Annotated in this window: 17 protein-coding genes; 16 read left to right on the top strand and 1 reads right to left on the bottom strand. The window is 39.7% G+C overall.

Features of this window, described 5'->3' with window-relative positions; genetic code table 11:
* Position 1 precedes the first annotated feature (1 nt).
* The 16 genes from cps4B to rfbB all read left to right on the top strand — a co-directional run bounded on the left by cps4B (position 2) and on the right by rfbB (position 16301).
* Entirely contained in the window at positions 2 to 733 is a 732-nt protein-coding gene (cps4B, locus tag HMPREF2991_RS04345; RefSeq protein ID WP_049489811.1) for a capsular polysaccharide biosynthesis protein Cps4B, read from the top strand.
* An 8-nt stretch (positions 734 to 741) separates the two neighbouring features.
* Positions 742 to 1434 (top strand): capsular polysaccharide biosynthesis protein CpsC, encoded by a 693-nt coding sequence (gene cpsC, locus HMPREF2991_RS04340; RefSeq protein ID WP_049489810.1) that lies wholly within the window; start codon positions 742 to 744, stop codon positions 1432 to 1434.
* Positions 1435 to 1443: 9 nt separating this feature from the next.
* Positions 1444 to 2127 carry a tyrosine-protein kinase gene (locus tag HMPREF2991_RS04335; protein WP_049489809.1) on the top strand — a complete coding sequence of 228 codons (684 nt, stop codon included), beginning with the start codon at positions 1444 to 1446 and terminating at the stop codon, positions 2125 to 2127.
* A 22-nt stretch (positions 2128 to 2149) separates the two neighbouring features.
* Positions 2150 to 3517, top strand: coding sequence for a sugar transferase (locus HMPREF2991_RS04330; RefSeq protein WP_000391463.1), 1368 nt, complete (start codon positions 2150 to 2152; stop codon positions 3515 to 3517).
* A gap of 30 nt (positions 3518 to 3547) precedes the next feature.
* Positions 3548 to 4720 carry a beta 1-4 rhamnosyltransferase Cps2T gene (gene cps2T, locus HMPREF2991_RS04325; RefSeq protein ID WP_070683580.1) on the top strand — a complete coding sequence of 391 codons (1173 nt, stop codon included), beginning with the start codon at positions 3548 to 3550 and terminating at the stop codon, positions 4718 to 4720.
* 3 nt (positions 4721 to 4723) lie between these two features.
* Entirely contained in the window at positions 4724 to 5875 is a 1152-nt protein-coding gene (locus tag HMPREF2991_RS04320) for a glycosyltransferase family 4 protein (RefSeq protein WP_070683578.1), read from the top strand.
* 8 nt (positions 5876 to 5883) lie between these two features.
* Complete coding sequence (locus tag HMPREF2991_RS04315) at positions 5884 to 6885, top strand: glycosyltransferase (protein ID WP_070567284.1); 1002 nt, start codon at positions 5884 to 5886, stop codon at positions 6883 to 6885.
* Positions 6886 to 6899: 14 nt separating this feature from the next.
* On the top strand, positions 6900 to 7901 hold the full coding sequence (gene wefC / locus HMPREF2991_RS04310; protein WP_070567282.1) for a receptor polysaccharide phosphotransferase WefC: 1002 nt from the start codon (positions 6900 to 6902) through the stop codon (positions 7899 to 7901).
* A gap of 29 nt (positions 7902 to 7930) precedes the next feature.
* Positions 7931 to 8893, top strand: coding sequence for a glycosyltransferase family 2 protein (locus tag HMPREF2991_RS04305; RefSeq protein WP_070567281.1), 963 nt, complete (start codon positions 7931 to 7933; stop codon positions 8891 to 8893).
* A gap of 45 nt (positions 8894 to 8938) precedes the next feature.
* Positions 8939 to 10099 (top strand): hypothetical protein, encoded by a 1161-nt coding sequence (locus HMPREF2991_RS04300; RefSeq protein WP_000912321.1) that lies wholly within the window; start codon positions 8939 to 8941, stop codon positions 10097 to 10099.
* Positions 10096 to 11508: a flippase gene (locus tag HMPREF2991_RS04295; protein ID WP_070567279.1), complete on the top strand. Its 1413-nt coding sequence runs from the start codon at positions 10096 to 10098 to the stop codon at positions 11506 to 11508. Before HMPREF2991_RS04300 ends, HMPREF2991_RS04295 begins: the two co-directional genes overlap by 4 nt.
* Positions 11509 to 11517: 9 nt before the next feature.
* A complete protein-coding gene (gene glf / locus HMPREF2991_RS04290; RefSeq protein ID WP_070567278.1) occupies positions 11518 to 12621 on the top strand; it encodes a UDP-galactopyranose mutase in 1104 nt (367 codons plus the stop codon).
* A 27-nt stretch (positions 12622 to 12648) separates the two neighbouring features.
* Positions 12649 to 13701, top strand: a complete 1053-nt coding sequence (locus HMPREF2991_RS04285) for a glycosyltransferase (RefSeq protein ID WP_070567276.1) — start codon at positions 12649 to 12651, stop codon at positions 13699 to 13701.
* A gap of 71 nt (positions 13702 to 13772) precedes the next feature.
* A complete protein-coding gene (rfbA, locus tag HMPREF2991_RS04280; RefSeq protein ID WP_070567274.1) occupies positions 13773 to 14642 on the top strand; it encodes a glucose-1-phosphate thymidylyltransferase RfbA in 870 nt (289 codons plus the stop codon).
* Entirely contained in the window at positions 14643 to 15236 is a 594-nt protein-coding gene (locus HMPREF2991_RS04275; protein WP_070567273.1) for a dTDP-4-dehydrorhamnose 3,5-epimerase family protein, read from the top strand.
* Between the two features lie 18 nt (positions 15237 to 15254).
* Positions 15255 to 16301: a dTDP-glucose 4,6-dehydratase gene (gene rfbB, locus HMPREF2991_RS04270; RefSeq protein ID WP_070567271.1), complete on the top strand. Its 1047-nt coding sequence runs from the start codon at positions 15255 to 15257 to the stop codon at positions 16299 to 16301.
* A 60-nt stretch (positions 16302 to 16361) separates the two neighbouring features.
* On the opposite strand, the gene rfbD is transcribed toward rfbB, so the two are convergent.
* Positions 16362 to 17216 carry a dTDP-4-dehydrorhamnose reductase gene (gene rfbD / locus HMPREF2991_RS04265; protein ID WP_070567269.1) on the bottom strand — a complete coding sequence of 285 codons (855 nt, stop codon included), beginning with the start codon at positions 17214 to 17216 and terminating at the stop codon, positions 16362 to 16364.
* Between the last annotated feature and the right edge of the window lie 221 nt (positions 17217 to 17437).

Genomic DNA, 17437 nt, shown 5'->3' with positions numbered 1-17437 from the left:
CATGATAGATATCCATTCGCACATCGTTTTTGATGTGGACGATGGTCCAAAGTCGATAGAGGAAAGTAAAAAACTTCTTAGAGAGGCTTACAGTCAAGGAGTGAGGACAATTGTTTCCACTTCGCATAGACGAAAAGGAATGTTCGAAACTCCTGAAGAAAAAGTCGCAACTAACTTTTTGAAGGTGCGAGAAATAGCTAAGGAAGTTGCGGATGACTTAATCATTGCCTATGGGGCAGAAATCTACTATACGCCAGATGTTGTTGAGAAGTTAGAAAAGAAATTAATCCCAACCCTCAACGATAGCCGCTATGCTTTGATTGAGTTTAGTATGAATACAGCCTATCGGGATATGCATAAGGGATTGAGTGATATTCTAATGCTAGGCATTACACCCGTCATTGCCCACATTGAACGTTACGATGCTTTAGAAAACAATGAAAAGCGCGTGCGAGAGCTGATTGATATGGGATGTTATACCCAGGTTAATAGTTCTCATGTTTTGAAACCAAAACTCTTCGGAGAAACCTATAAATTTATGAAAAAGAGAGCCCAGTATTTCTTGGAACGAGATCTGGTTCACGTGATAGCAAGTGATATGCACAACTTGGATCACAGACCTCCTCATATGGAGGAAGCCTATGATATCATTGCTAAAAAATACAGTGAAGATAAGGCTAAGGAACTTTTTAAGGATAATCCCCGAAAAATAATAATGGATCAATTGATTTAGGAGAAAAAATGAAAGAACAAAATATGATGGAAATCGATGTATTTCACTTGCTTAAAATCCTTTGGAAACGAAAATTTTTAATTGCTTTGGTAGCATTCGTGACAGGGACAGTAGCATTTGCCTACAGTAGTTTTATTGTGAAGCCGGAGTTTACGAGTACGACCCGAATTTATGTGGTCAATCGTAATCAGGGAGATAAGCCTGGCTTGACTAACCAAGACTTGCAAGCAGGATCTTACTTGGTAAAAGACTATCGCGAAATCATTCTCTCGCAAGACGTTTTAGAGAAGGTTGCGACTGATTTGAAACTAGAACTTCCTCCAAAAGGTCTAGCTAGTAAAATCAAGGTAACAGTTCCAGTGGATACGCGTATTGTATCGATTTCTGTTACAGACCGTGCACCTGAGGAAGCTAGCCGTATCGCCAACTCTTTGAGAGAGGTTGCGGCTCAAAAGATCATCAGCGTCACTCGCGTTTCGGATGTGACAACACTTGAAGAAGCACGCCCTGCAACATCGCCATCTTCACCAAATATTCGTCGCAATACCATGGTTGGATTCCTTGCGGGGGCGGTTGTGATGGTTGTCGCAGTTCTCCTAGTTGAGCTCTTAGATACACGAGTGAAACGTCCAGAAGATATTGAGGACGTGATGCAAATTGCACTATTGGGAGTAGTTCCAAATTTGGATAAATTAAAATAGGAGAGAAAAATGCCAACGTTAGAAATTGCACAAAAAAAATTAGATTTGGCAAGAAAAGCAGAAGAATACTACAATGCCCTTCGCACCAATATTCAATTGAGTGGGAATAACTTGAAAGTGATTTCCATTACCTCTGTCAAACCAGGAGAAGGAAAATCAACAACTTCTACCAATATTGCTTGGGCTTTCGCGCGTGCGGGCTATAAGACACTGTTGATTGATGCGGATATCCGTAATTCAGTCATGTCAGGTGTCTTTAAATCACGGGAAAAGATTACAGGCCTAACAGAGTTCTTGTCAGGCACAACAGACCTATCACAAGGTTTATGTGAAACCAATGTTGAAAATTTGTTTGTCATTCAAGCGGGTTCTGTATCACCAAACCCAACAGCTTTGTTGCAAAGTGAAAATTTTGCGACCATGATTGACACCTTACGCAAGTACTTTGACTACATCGTTGTAGATACTGCTCCGATTGGAGTTGTTATCGATGCGGCGATTATCACGCAGCAGTGTGACGCTTCTGTTTTAGTAACTGCGGCTGGTGAAACAAATCGTCGTGATGTCCAAAAAGCTAAAGAACAACTCGAACAAACAAGCAAACCATTCTTAGGAATTGTGCTTAATAAACTCAATACTTCAGTTGAGAAGTATGGATCATATGGGGCTTATGGCTCCTATGGAAAAAAGTAAGAGTTAGCTTAGGGAATAGATTATGGAAGAAAAGGGATTGAAGATTACTTTGGCGGCAATCCAGAGTTTTCTTGTCATTTTATTAGCTTATTTACTTAGTTTTGTTAAGGAAACAGAGATTGTAAATACTTCGGTTATTATCTTGTTCATTCTTCATTTTTTTGTGTTTTATATCAGTGATTATGGGCATGATTTTTTTAAAAGGGGTTATTTAGCAGAGTTTATCAACACGACAAAGTATATCGTGTTCTTTGCTTTAGCTATCAGTATTTCGAATTTTTTCTTAGAAGATCGTTTTAGTATCTCTAGACGAGGAATGATTTATTTTTTGACAATACACTCTATTCTGTTGTATTTGTTGAATCTATGCATTAAACGCTATAGAAAAAGCATCTTTCCAAATCTCAAGGGGAGTAAGAAGATATTCTTGATAACAGCTACCTCTAGGGTTGAAAAAGTCATCGATAGGCTGATAGAGTCGGGAGAAATTTTTTGGAATTTGGTGGCGGTCAGTGTTTTAGACCAGCCTGATTTCCAGCATCAAACCTTAACCGTTGTACCTGCTGAGAACATCTTAGACTTTGCTACTCATGAAGTTGTCGATGAGGTTTTTATCAATCTACCAAGTGAAGAGTATGACATCGGGGAGTTTATCTCACTTTTTGAGACAATGGGAATTGACGTGACAGTTAACCTGAATGCTTTTAATAACTATCTAGGTAGTGATAAAAAGATTCGTGGGATGGCAGGGCTGAATGTTATCACGTTTTCTACAAAATTTTATAAGACGAGTCATGTCATTGCTAAACGTTTCATTGATATTGTCGGTTCTATTGTCGGATTGATTATTTGTGGTTTGGTGAGCATTGTTTTGGTTCCAATGATTCGACAAGATGGTGGGCCAGCGATTTTTTCTCAAACGCGTATTGGAAAAAATGGTCGACATTTCACTTTCTATAAATTTAGATCCATGTGTGTGAATGCTGAAATGCGCAAACAAGAACTTTTAGCTCAAAATACCATGCAAGGTGGTATGTTTAAGGTTGATGATGATCCTCGTATCACTCCCATTGGTCGCTTTATTCGTAAGACCAGCCTAGATGAGTTGCCACAGTTTTGGAATGTTTTAATGGGAGATATGAGTCTAGTAGGGACCCGTCCCCCAACAGTTGATGAGTATGAGAAATATACTCCTGAACAGAAACGTCGATTGAGTTTTAAACCTGGGATAACAGGCTTGTGGCAAGTCAGCGGGCGAAGTGAGATCAAGGATTTCAATGAAGTTGTCAAATTAGATGTGGCCTATATTGATGATTGGACTATTTGGAAAGATATTGAAATATTGTTAAAGACCGTTAAAGTTGTATTTATGAGAGATGGGGCAAAGTAATTTCTGCCCTTCAGTCCTGTTAGGAGAGAAATGAAACAGTCAGTTTATATTATTGGTTCAAAGGGGATTCCTGCTAAGTATGGAGGATTTGAAACCTTTGTTGAAAAATTAACCGAATATCAAAAAGACAGCAACATACAATACTATGTTGCTTGTATGCGTGAAAATTCTGCTAAGTCTGGCATTACGGAAGACCAGTTTGAGCACAATGGAGCCATTTGCTTCAACATCGATGTACCCAATATCGGCCCGGCCCGCGCCATCGCTTACGATATTGCAGCGGTCAACAAGGCTATTGAATTGGCTAAGGAAAACAAGGACGAGGCTCCCATTTTTTACATTCTAGCTTGTCGCATCGGTCCTTTTATTTCTGGACTTAAGAAAAAAATTCGTGCGATTGGTGGCTCTTTGCTGGTGAATCCTGATGGTCATGAATGGTTGCGAGCAAAATGGAGCCTTCCAGTTCGTAAGTACTGGAAATTTTCAGAGCAGCTCATGGTCAAACATGCAGATTTACTGGTCTGTGACAGTAAAAACATTGAAAAATATATCCAAGAGGATTATAAGCAGTACCAACCAAAGACCACCTATATTGCCTATGGGACAGATACAGCTCCTTCAATCCTGAAAGCAGAAGATGCCAAAGTTCGAGATTGGTATAAGGAAAAAGAAGTTAGCGAAAATGGCTATTATCTAGTAGTGGGACGATTTGTTCCTGAAAATAACTACGAAGCCATGATTCGTGAATTTATCAAGTCCAAGTCCAAAAAGGACTTTGTTCTCATCACAAATGTGGAGCAGAATAAATTTTACGACCAGTTGTTACGGGATACTGGTTTTGACAAAGATCCTAGGGTCAAATTTGTCGGTACTGTCTATGACCAAGAGTTGCTCAAGTACATCCGTGAAAATGCCTTTGCCTATTTACATGGGCATGAGGTTGGAGGAACCAACCCTTCTCTACTGGAAGCTTTAGCATCCACAAAACTAAATTTGTTGCTAGATGTTGGTTTTAACCGTGAGGTTGGTGAAGACGGGGCCATTTATTGGAAAAAAGATGAGTTGGCACGCGTCATTGAGGAAGTAGAGGGATTTGATCAGGTAGTGATAGCTGACTTGGATTTCAAGTCAAGCCAAAGAATCCTCTCAGCTTTCACATGGGAAAAGATTGTGTCAGATTATGAAGAAGTGTTTAAAGGATAGGGAATGAAACGGATTTTATACTTGCATGCTGGTGCAGAAATGTATGGAGCAGATAAGGTTTTATTGGAATTGATCAAAGGATTGGATTCCAAAGAATTTGAAGCTCACGTCATCTTGCCAAATGACGGTGTTTTAGTCGAGGCTTTGCGCCAAGTTGGGGCTCAGGTCAGCGTGTTGGATTATCCGATTTTACGTAGAAAATACTTTAATCCTAAAGGCATTGCCGACTATATTCGCTCTTATAATTTCTATGCTAAGCAAATCGCCCTCTATGCTCGAGAACACAGTATAGATATGGTCCACAATAATACAGCGGCTGTTTTGGAGGGCATCTATTTGAAACGCAAGCTCAAGCTGCCTTTGATTTGGCATGTTCATGAGATTATCGTCAAACCCAAAGCTATTTCTGACTTTATCAATATGCTCATGGGACGATATGCAGACAAGATTGTGACGGTGTCCCAAGCGGTCGCTAATCATATCAAGCAGTCTCCCTTTATCAAAGATAGCCAAGTGGAAGTGATTTATAACGGTGTCGATAATGCTGTCTATTATCCAATGGATGCGTCTTCTATTCGTGAAAAATTTGACATTGCGCAAGATGCACTTGTGATTGGCATGATTGGTCGAGTCAATGCTATCAAAGGACAAAATGATTTCATAGAAGCAGTCGAGCCACTTTTGGAAAAGAATGAGCAAGCGGTGGCTTTCCTAGCTGGAGGTGTTTTTCCTGGTGAAGAATGGCGCTTAGAAGAACTAGATAAGAGAATAGCTTCTTCATCTGTTGTGTCACAAATTCATCGTATTGATTACTACGATAAGACTTCTGAACTTTATAATATGTTTGATATCTTTGTCTTACCAAGTATAAAACCTGATTCCCTACCTACAGTAGTCCTAGAAGCCATGGCTTGTTCAAAACCAGTTGTTGGTTATAACAATGGGGGAATAGCTGAAATGGTAGTAGATGACAAAAGTGGTTGCTTAGTCAAACCAAATTCTCCTCAAGAACTGTCTAATGCCATTTCTCTCTTACTAGATAGTTCTGAAAAAAGAGAAAAATTTGGGCGAGTAGGATATCAGAGACAAAAAGAGCTGTTTTCTTTGGAGAGTTACATCAAGAACTTCTCGGAATTTTATGATAATTTACAATAAGGGGTATAATGGAAAATTTAATCATTTTAGACAGTGAGCTACAAAAAAAGAATGAAGAGTATTACCAATCTCTTCATGGCGGGAGCCGAGTAGTTTATACCAACTATGAAAGTCCACTTATAAGAAGAGTACGTAATTTCAAATACATCGGTAGTGCTTTGTATCATTTTTTAATGTGGAAAATGTCCTATGATTATGCTCGGAAATTCATAAAATATGATGTCAAGAAAATTATTTGTGTAAATCCTCTTGTAGGTATCTTTTTAGGAATTTTAAATAAAAGTGGCAAGGAAATTACATTAGCAGGGTTTTTGTTTGAGAATAAGAAAAATAAAATCTATTATTATTTACGAAAGCAACTTGTGAAAAAGTCTTTCCAGAATATCAGTAATATCATAGTCTATGGTTCAAAAGAAATTCATTATTATTCGGAACTCTTTCCAGAATTTCAGGAGAAATTTAAATTTATTCATTACGGCTTAGATTATGATAATCAACTAACTTATCAAGGTTCTTTACCAACTAAGTATATCTTTTCAGGTGGAGGTAGTAACCGAGATTATGAGACTTTAGTCAAGGCAGTGGAGACTTCAACCCTTTCAATGCCGTGTGTGATTGCAACTCAGCCATGGAGAGTTCCTACGCATGGTTCAAACATTCAAGTTTTATCTGATGTAGTAGTAGAAACCTTTGGAGATGTATTAGCTAAGTCCGATTTCCTTGTCCTATCGTTAAAAGATATTGATTTATCCGCTGGTCATATGGTTATGCTTCAAGCAATGTCTCTAGGAGTTCCTATCATTGTGAATGATATTCCCTCTGTTCGAGATTATGTTGATGAATCTCTGGTGACTTTTTATCCTTCAGGGGATTTTGAGGCACTAGCACAGCTAATGGAACATTTCAATCCTATGGTTGATGATATTATTCAAAAAGTTGATAAAGCAAAGGCACTATACTTTGAACAATATACCTCTATAAAATTGATGGATAGACTATTGAATTTTTAAATAGGAGAGACTGAATGGTAGAAAAGATTGATTTTGTTGTCGCATGGGTTGATGGGAATGATTTGGTTTGGAGAGAAAAGAAAGCCCAATACGATGGCTCAATAAACACTTTTAAAGAGGGTATGAACTCAGAGAAATCCTATCGTGAATGGGGAACTTTTAAGTACTGGTTTAGAGGTGTGGAAAAATTTGCTCCTTGGGTCAATAAGATCTACCTTGTGACTGACCAGCAAAAGCCAAGCTGGTTAGAGTTAAACAGTGAAAAATTGGTCTTGGTAGATCATACAGAGATTATCTGTAATGACTATCTACCAGTTTTTTCTGCTAATCCTATTGAAAGCAATATCCATCGAATCCCTGGACTCTCTGAGCACTTTGTCTTTTTTAATGATGATATGTATTTGACGGCTCCAGTTGAGCCGATAGACTTTTTCTCGGAAGATGGTTTGCCAAAGTATGTTACAGCTTTAGCTCCTATTACAACGGAGAGATATGGAACTGGTCATTTCCAAATGAATGATATGGGAATTATCACTAGCCATTTTACAAAGGAAGAAATTTTTAGGAATGGACAATTTCTTTCCTTTAAGCATGGAATTAAACAAATTATCAAAACCCTACTATATGGAACTACTAAGTTTATCTGTGGTTTCTGGGAGAGTCATCTGCCCTATCCTCTACTAAAATCAACAATGGACTTGGTATGGGAAAAGGAAAAAGCAGTTTTGGAGACAACCTCAGCGAGTCGCTTCAGAAGTCCCTCTGATACCAATGTTTGGCTCTTTAAATATTGGCAGATCGCTAGTGGTCAATACGCTATCGGAAATCCTAAGTTAGGGGGACTCTTTTCTTTGGATAATGCCGGACCAGATTTTTGGAAGCTACTGAATTCTGGTAAATACCAAATTATGTGTATCAATGACGGACACAACGTTCAAGATGAGGAACAGGTGATGGCAGACTTCGTCAAGGCTATGGACCAACTGCTTCCAGATAAAAGTTCATTTGAGATTTAAACAGTAAAACTAAGTAAGAGGAAGAAAAGATGATTTCGGTAATTGTGCCTGTTTACAATGTGGAGGACTACCTTCATTATGCCATGGAGAGTTTAGAAAATCAGACTTACAAGGATATGGAAGTCCTCTTGGTCGATGATGGATCGAGTGATGGATCAGGTCTCTTGTGTGACCAGTATGCCCAGCAGTATGATTGGGTGACTAGCTACCACAAGGTCAACGGTGGTTTATCTGATGCTCGCAACTATGGGGTTTTGAAAGCCAAGGGTGACTGGATCACCTTCCTAGATCCGGACGACTATTTAGAACCTTACGCCTTGGAACTGTTAGCAGAGCTACAAGGTCGGACCCAAGCAGATATGGTTAGTGGTAAAGTAGAGCCGACAGCCTACTATCATCGTTATCAGAATTTTCACTTGGATCAGATTGATCTAGACCAGGTTAAAGTCTATGATAAGGCGAAGGCTCTGACTGAGATGCTCTACGGAGACCTTGTGACGGTCTCTGCTTGCGGGAAACTCTATCGGAAAGAACTTCTGGAGAAAGCTCCCTTCCCCAAGGGGCGCATCTACGAAGACCTCTATGTCATCAGTGAGCATCTCAACCAAGCCCAATCTGTGGCCTTGTTTCATCTTCCGATTTACCATTATTACCATAGACCGGGTAGCATTACTGCCTCGGCCTTCACGCCTAAACAATATGAGTTTTATGAAGCAATCGATCATTTAAAAGAGGTTGTGAATGCAACCTATCCTGAGAATTCGGAACTCCAAGCAGCCATTATTTCTCGCTTCTTTACAGGAAGTCTTCTTATCTTTACGATGATTCGTGACGGAGATCCAGCAGAGTTCAAGCGACTTCAGGAGAAGACGAGACCCTATTTGCCTCTTGTCTTGAAGAATGCTAGAGTTAGTAAGAAACGTAAGATTCTCTATGTCTTGATTAGCAGGTATCCACGCCTCTATTATTACTTTAAAAAGTGGAAAAAATAAACGACTGAATGAAAAAAGTTCAGAAATTAGAAAAGGAAAATGAAGATGTTAAAGATAGAACGTGATAAATTGCTCGTGACAGCAGTTTTATTTGTGATAATTTCTATAGATATGATAAACACTTCAATGTTAGCACCTGTATTACCTAGTATACCTAATTTTGTTCCTTTCTTTGCAATCATGTTACTAGCTGTGCGTTTTTTATATATTCGTAGCTATTCTTTGAGTTTTTTAATATTTGCACCTACCCTCATTTTAGTTGGAAGTATGGTTTATTATAAGGCAGGAAACTTAAATGGTTTAATGTTTTTGCTGTTGATTGTTTTTCTTTATAAAGCAGATTTAGAGTCGATACTTAAAATTTATACTTGGACGAGTTTATCTTTTATAGTGTTTATTATTTTACTATCGTTAGTCAATGTTATTCCTAATTTACAGTTTGTTCAAACTCGCCCCGTGGGAGTGGTTGTACGTAACTCTTTTGGTTTTATCTATCCAACCGACTTTGCTTCTCATTGTTTCTATCTCTTTACTGCCCTTTCCTATCTCCTTAGAAAGAAGTTTATCTTCCTGAGAACCCTATCAGGTGTAGCCTTGGCGGCCTTTATTATTTATTATTGTGATGCCCGTTTAAATGCAGGCTCCATCTTAGCAGCAACAGGAATTTTTCTATACTTTTATTATCGTAACAAGACTGAATGGCGTTTATTTTCCCTACTGCCTTTTTCGGCTGGTATCGCTTCTTCGGTCATGATTTATCTATCCAACAAGTTTAGTTGGTCTCATCCAATATATGTTTCTCTGAATAACTTTTTCGGAATGCGATTGTATTTGGGACATGAAGCGCTTAAGAAATATGGCGTACAGTTATTTGGAATTCGTGGAATTTCCTTTGTTGGATATGGAGGAAAGACAGAAACGGTTTTGAACTATGACTATGTGGATTCGTCTTATGTACAAATGTTATTTACTTACGGTTTGATTCCAGTTGTTATGTTGGTATGCCTATACATGGTTCAGTCTTGGACTCTCTATCGTAGGAAGAACTATTTATTGTTAACCTGCCTGGCCTTAGTAACAGTCAATTGTATGTTTGAGGCCTTCTGGGTTCGTCCATCATACAATATTTTTATGTTCCTTCTTTTTGCTACCATCCCAGCGATGGAATTTGAAGGAGAAAAATCTGAGATGGGGGAAGCCGTGTGAGAGTTTTAAAAAATTACTTGTACAATCTGTCCTATCAGTTACTTGTCATCGTCCTACCAGTGATTACAACTCCCTATATCACCCGAGTTTTCTCTTCGGATGATTTGGGATCTTACGGATACTATAACTCTATCGTGACTTATTTTATCCTACTAGCGACGCTGGGAGTAGCGAATTATGGGACCAAGGAAATTTCTAGCCATCGTAAGGAAGTTGAAAAGACCTTCTGGGGTATTTACAGTTTACAAGTCCTTTCAACCTGTTTAGCGGTTACTCTGTATATCATTGTCTGCTTGCTTGTACCGTCGATGAACAATCCAATTGCCTATATACTTGGCTTTAGTTTGCTGTCTCGTGGTTTTGATATTTCTTGGCTTTTTCAAGGGTTAGAAGATTTCAAAAAAATCACAGCTCGTAACACAATGGTCAAACTTTTAGGGGTTGTTTCGATATTCCTATTTGTTAAGAAACCATCCGACTTGTACTTGTATATCATCCTCTTGGTTGCCTATGATCTACTAGGGCAGTTGAGTATGTGGCTTCCTGCTCGGGAGCACATTCGCAAGCCGCATCTGGATATAGCCTATGCCAAAGAGCATATCAAACCAGTCATTCTCTTGTTTCTACCGCAGATTGCCATTTCGCTCTACATCACGCTAGATCGCACTATGTTAGGTGCCTTGTCTTCGACCAAGGATGTCGGGATCTATGATCAAGCCTTGAAATTATTGAATATTTTATTGACCTTGGTAACTTCGCTAGGTAGTGTCATGTTGCCTCGGGTTTCCAATCTCCTCTCATCAGGTAATCAAAAGGCGGTTAACAAGTTACATGAAATGTCTTTCTTAGTGTATAACTTGGTTATCTTCCCGATGATTGCGGGGATTTTAATTGTTAACAAAGATTTTGTCAATTTTTTCCTGGGGCAAGACTTCCAAGATGCTCGCTATGCGATTGCCATCATGGTCTTTAGAATGTTCTTTATTGGCTGGACCAATATCATGGGAATTCAAATCTTGATTCCTCACAATAAGAATCGTGAATTTATGCTATCAACAACTATTCCAGCTGTTTTTAGTGTGGGCTTGAATCTCCTCTTGATCCCGCCTCTGGGCTATATTGGAGCTTCAATTGTATCTGTTGCGACTGAAGGTTTGGTCTGGCTGATCCAACTCTACTTTACACGTTCGTATCTAAAAGAGGTCAAGATCTTTCCATCTATGCTGAAAATACTTCTAGCAGCACTCCTGATGTACGGCGCCTTGTATTCTGTACAAGCTTTCATGCACTTCTCGTCTGTTGTGAATGTCTTGATCTATTCTCTGCTTGGCTTCCTAGTCTACGGTGGCTTGGTTTTGGTCTTACGTGTCTTGGATTTTCAAGAACTAAAAAGTGTTTTAAAGAAATAAGGAGATTTTATGTACGATTATTTGATTGTCGGTGCTGGCTTGTCAGGTGCAATCTTTGCCTACGAAGCTAACAAACGTGGCAAGAAGGTGAAGGTGATTGATAAACGAGAACATATTGGTGGGAATATCTATTGCCAATCTGTTGAAGGAATCAATGTCCACAAGTATGGGGCTCATATCTTCCATACATCTAATAAAAAGGTATGGGAATATGTCAATCAGTTTGCGGAGTTTAACAATTATATCAATTCTCCTATTGCCAACTATCAAGGACATCTTTACAATCTGCCTTTCAATATGAACACTTTCTATGCTTTGTGGGGGACAAAGACACCCCAAGAAGTCAAGGACAAGATTGCTGAGCAGACGACACACATGCAAGATGTTGAGCCTAAAAATTTAGAGGAACAAGCCATTAAGTTGATTGGTACGGATGTTTATGAAAAGCTAATCAAGGGCTACACCGAAAAGCAATGGGGGCGTTCTGCTACTGAACTACCACCCTTTATCATCAAGCGTTTACCTGTTCGATTGACCTATGATAACAATTATTTCAATGACCGTTACCAAGGGATTCCAATTGGTGGTTACAATGTCATCATCGAAAAGTTGTTGGAAGGAATCGAAGTAGAGCTTAATACAGATTTCTTTGCTGATCGGGAGAACTTGGAGGCTTCAGCAACTAAGATTGTCTTTACAGGGATGATTGATCAGTTCTTTGACTATAAGTTTGGTGAACTTGAGTATCGTAGTCTCCGTTTTGAGCATGAGATTTTGGACCAAGAAAATTATCAAGGAAATGCCGTAGTCAACTATACTGAGCGTGATATTCCCTATACACGTATCATCGAACACAAACATTTTGAGTTTGGGACTCAGGACAAGACGGTTATTACTCGAGAATATCCAGCAGATTGGAAAAGAGGAGATGAACCTTACTATCCAATCAATGATGCCAAAAACAATGCAATTTATGAGCAGTATCTAGCAGAAGCTGAGAAAAATGGGCGCGTTATTTTCTGTGGGCGCTTGGCAGATTATAAATACTATGATATGCACGTGACTGTTGAACGTGCATTGGATGTGGTAGAAGAAGAACTAGGGAGTATCTAAGAACATCACGGATAAAGGGGAGAAAAGGTGAAATATTATCTGAAGGATTCATTTCTGCATAATGCACACGAAAAGAATGCAGGGAGTAAGGCACGAAATGACGTGGAAATTATTCTAATCTCAGAGGGTTATGAGGGGTTGGAGCTCAAGGTTGAGAATTGGTATAAGATGAATTTCTTTAAAGCTCAACAACACAAATATCGTGCGACCAAGTCTGTGTTTGATCAGTTGGAAGCTGGAGATGAATTGGTGATTCAGTTCCCTATTATCCACCATACATTTTTCATCTCACAACTCATCAAGCAGGCGCAAAAAAGAGGAGTTAAATTCTATCTTTTGATTCATGATATTGAAACCTTGCGTCATGCAGCAGGTTCAGAAGTGAAATTTCGTCATAAAGTGAGAAATTACTTCCAAGAGAAGAAAGCTCTAACGTCAGTGGATGGGATTATCGTTCATAATGATATCATGAAAAATGTTTTAGCCGGTCAAGGATTTCCGTCTGATAAAATGGTAAGTCTAGAGATTTTTGATTATTTGATTCCAGACTTCCAAGAAAAAACTCTTCCTCAAAAAGATCAACCTATCATAGTTGCTGGGAATTTGAATTTGACTAAATCAGGCTATCTTTATAATTTGCCAGAACAGCCAGCCTATAACTTGTATGGAGTGGGCTATGATGAAAGTCGTGCATTGAAAAACACTAGCTACTTTGGTTCCTTTATGCCAGATGACCTCCCAGCTGCTCTTGAAGGTAGTTTTGGTTTGGTCTGGGACGGAGACAGCTCAGAAACCTGCCAAGGTTCTTACGGAAACTATCTACGCTTTAACAACTCGCACAAGGCCTCTCTTTATTTGGCTTCGGGCTTTCCTCTAGTGGTTTGGAAAGAGTCTGCCCTTGCGCATTTTGTTCTGGATAAACAGTGTGGTCTAGCAGTTGATTCTCTACACGACCTCCAAATAGTACTAGATGATTTGACACTTCAAGACTACAAGGAACTTTCAGAACAAGCTAGGAAAGTTGGAGCTGCTCTTCGAGACGGAGCCTATTTAAAAGCTGCCTTATCCAAATTGAAGTAAATTCCTTAGGGAATTTGGGACAAGATGAAATATAATATAGGATAGGTAATTAGCCAGAAAGGAAACCTATTATGAAAGGTATTATTCTTGCGGGTGGTTCAGGTACCCGACTGTACCCACTTACTCGAGCTGCGTCAAAACAGCTGATGCCGGTTTATGATAAACCCATGATTTACTATCCTTTGTCAACCTTGATGTTGGCAGGGATTAAGGAAATTTTGATCATCTCAACACCACAGGATTTGCCCCGTTTTAAGGACCTGCTCTTGGATGGTTCCGAATTTGGGATCAAGCTTTCCTATGCGGAACAGCCTAGTCCCGACGGACTTGCTCAGGCTTTTCTTATCGGTGAAGAATTTATCGGCGACGATAGTGTTGCTTTGATCTTGGGGGATAATATCTATCATGGACCTGGTTTGAGCAGAATGCTTCAAAAGGCAGCTAAGAAAGAGAAGGGTGCGACTGTTTTTGGCTACCAAGTGAAGGATCCAGAGCGTTTTGGTGTGGTCGAGTTTGATACAGACATGAATGCTATTTCCATAGAAGAAAAACCGGAGAATCCTCGCTCTAACTATGCAGTGACAGGTCTTTATTTCTATGACAATGACGTTGTGGAGATTGCCAAACAGATCAAACCGAGTGCTCGTGGCGAGTTGGAAATCACAGATGTCAACAATGCTTATTTGAAACGTGGAGATCTTTCTGTTGAGGTGATGGGCCGTGGTTTTGCCTGGTTGGATACTGGGACACATGAGAGTCTGTTAGAAGCATCCCAATATATCGAAACGGTTCAACGAATGCAAAATGTTCAGGTTGCCAACCTAGAAGAAATTGCCTACCGAATGGGTTATATCAGCCGCGAAGATGTGATGAAGTTGGCGCAACCTCTCAAGAAGAATGAATACGGGCAATACTTGCTCCGTTTGATTGGAGAAATCTAGATGACTGATAATTTTTTCGACAAAACACTTGCAGTGCACAAGATTGATGCCATTCCAGGTTTGTTAGAGTTCGACATTCCAGTTCATGGTGACAATCGTGGCTGGTTTAAGGAAAATTTCCAGAAAGAAAAGATGCTACCGCTTGGTTTTCCTGAAAGCTTCTTTGCTGAAGGAAAACTGCAAAATAACGTCAGCTTTTCTCGCAAAAATGTTCTTCGAGGACTCCATGCTGAACCTTGGGATAAGTACATCTCAGTAGCAGATGGTGGCAAGGTTCTGGGTTCTTGGGTTGACCTACGTGAAGGTGAGACTTTTGGAAATGTTTATCAGACCGAGATTGATGCAAGTAAGGGAATCTTTGTCCCTCGCGGCGTAGCCAATGGTTTCCAAGTCCTCTCGGATACAGTTTCTTATAGCTATCTGGTCAATGACTATTGGGCACTTGAACTCAAGCCTAAATATGCTTTTGTCAACTATGCAGACCCAGCTTTGGGCATTGAGTGGGAAAACCTAGAAGCAGCAGAAGTCTCAGAAGCTGATAAAAATCATCCCCTACTTAAGGATGTCAAACCACTAAGAAAAGAAGATTTGTAAAAAAGTTAAGGAATAAAAATGACTGAATACAAAAATATCATCGTGACAGGTGGGGCTGGTTTTATCGGTTCTAACTTTGTTCATTATGTTTACAAAAACTTTCCAGATGTTCATGTGACAGTACTGGATAAGCTGACTTATGCGGGTAATCGTGCTAATATTGAAGAAATTCTAGGCGATCGTGTTGAGTTGGTTGTTGGAGATATTGCTGATGCAGCCTTGGTAGATAAGCTGGCAGCTGAAGCGGATGCTATCGTTCACTATGCGGCAGAAAGCCACAATGACAACTCGCTCAATGACCCGAGTCCCTTTATCCACACCAACTTCATCGGAACTTACACACTTTTGGAAGCAGCACGTAAATACGACATTCGTTTCCACCATGTGTCGACTGATGAAGTCTATGGAGATCTCCCTTTACGTGAAGATTTGCCAGGTCATGGAGAAGGTCCAGGTGAGAAATTTACGGCTGAAACCAAGTACAATCCAAGCTCACCTTACTCATCAACCAAGGCAGCTTCAGACTTGATTGTCAAAGCTTGGGTGCGCTCATTTGGTGTCAAAGCGACTATTTCGAACTGTTCAAACAACTATGGTCCTTACCAGCACATCGAGAAGTTCATTCCGCGCCAGATCACCAATATCTTGAGCGGTATCAAGCCAAAACTCTATGGTGAAGGCAAGAATGTCCGTGACTGGATTCATACCAATGACCATTCATCAGGCGTTTGGACGATTTTGACCAAGGGTCAAATCGGCGAAACTTACTTGATTGGTGCTGATGGCGAGAAGAACAACAAGGAAGTTCTGGAGCTGATTCTCAAGGAAATGGGACAGCCAGCTGATGCTTATGACCATGTGACAGATCGTGCCGGCCACGACCTTCGCTATGCCATTGATGCCAGCAAGCTCCGTGATGAACTAGGGTGGAAGCCAGAGTTTACCAATTTTGAAGCAGGCCTCAAAGAGACCATCAAATGGTATACAGACAACCAAGATTGGTGGAAATCTGAAAAAGAAGCGGTAGAGGCTAACTATGCTAAAACACAACAAGTGATTAACTAATCAGATACTAAAAAGCAAGAGACCTCATGGTATCTTGCTTTTTATGTATGTCGTAATCTTTTATTTTCTTACTTCTTGTTTATAAAACTCTTTAAGGGCATCTTGCCAGGTTGGAATGACGAAACCTGTCGCCTTCGCTTTGGCTAAACTCATGGTTGAGTTGAGGGGACGTTTAGCCTTAGCAGGGAACTTGCTGGAGTCTACTGGTACTACTTCGACATCACTGTCTTTAAGAATCTCGACAGCAAAGTCATACCAAGTGGTGTCTTCAGCTGCGTCATTTGATAAGTGGTAGTAGCCAAACTCTTTTTGATTATCAGTCAAGTAGGTCATAAACTCAGCCAAGGTACGTGTCCAAGTTGGACGGCCGTGTTGGTCGTTGACTACTGTGAGCGTTTTATGGGTTTTGGCTAGATTTTGCATGGTAAAGACAAAGTTTTTTCCATAATTTCCAAAGACCCAAGCAGTGCGGATGATGTAATGCTGTGACGTAAGGTTTTCAACAAGTTCCTCACCCATTCGCTTGGTACGCCCGTACTCTGTTTGCGGATCAGGTAGGTCATCGACTTCCCACTCTTGTCCGACGGGTTTCTTTCCATCAAAGACGTAGTCTGTTGAAATATAAATGAGAGTAGCTCCGTATTTATCAGAGGCTTTGGCTACATTTTCAGTTCCAGTTACGTTTATGGCAAAATCCAGTTCTTTTCCCTCATCTTCTGCAGCATCAACAGCAGTGTAGGCTGCACAATGATAGACCAGAGTTGGATTAACCTCGGCAAAGACTTTCTCAACCATCTCAGCATTAGTGATATCCATTTCGGCCACATCCACTGCAACATAGTCCACATTTCGTTCATCTAGTAAATAACGTAGTTCGGTACCGAGTTGACCATTTGTACCTGTAATTAATATCATTGTCTTCTCCTTAACTTTTCTTCTATCTAATCATAGCAAAAAAATGATAAAAAATCTGATTTTCGGCCCTTGTTTTGCTGGTTTAAGATATAAAAATATAGTATTAGAGAATCATAATTTTATAATAGAAAACTTATTTTTCAGAATTTACCAAAGTAATTCAAAAATTCTGAAAATTTTATTGACATGTTTCTGAAAAGGGACTATAATGGGGTGAAAGT

The sequence above is a fragment of the Streptococcus sp. HMSC072D07 genome, assembly GCF_001814835.1.
Lineage (GTDB): Bacteria > Bacillota > Bacilli > Lactobacillales > Streptococcaceae > Streptococcus.
Note: the sequence above shows the minus strand (reverse complement) of the source record. Positions and strands in the feature narration are given on the sequence as shown.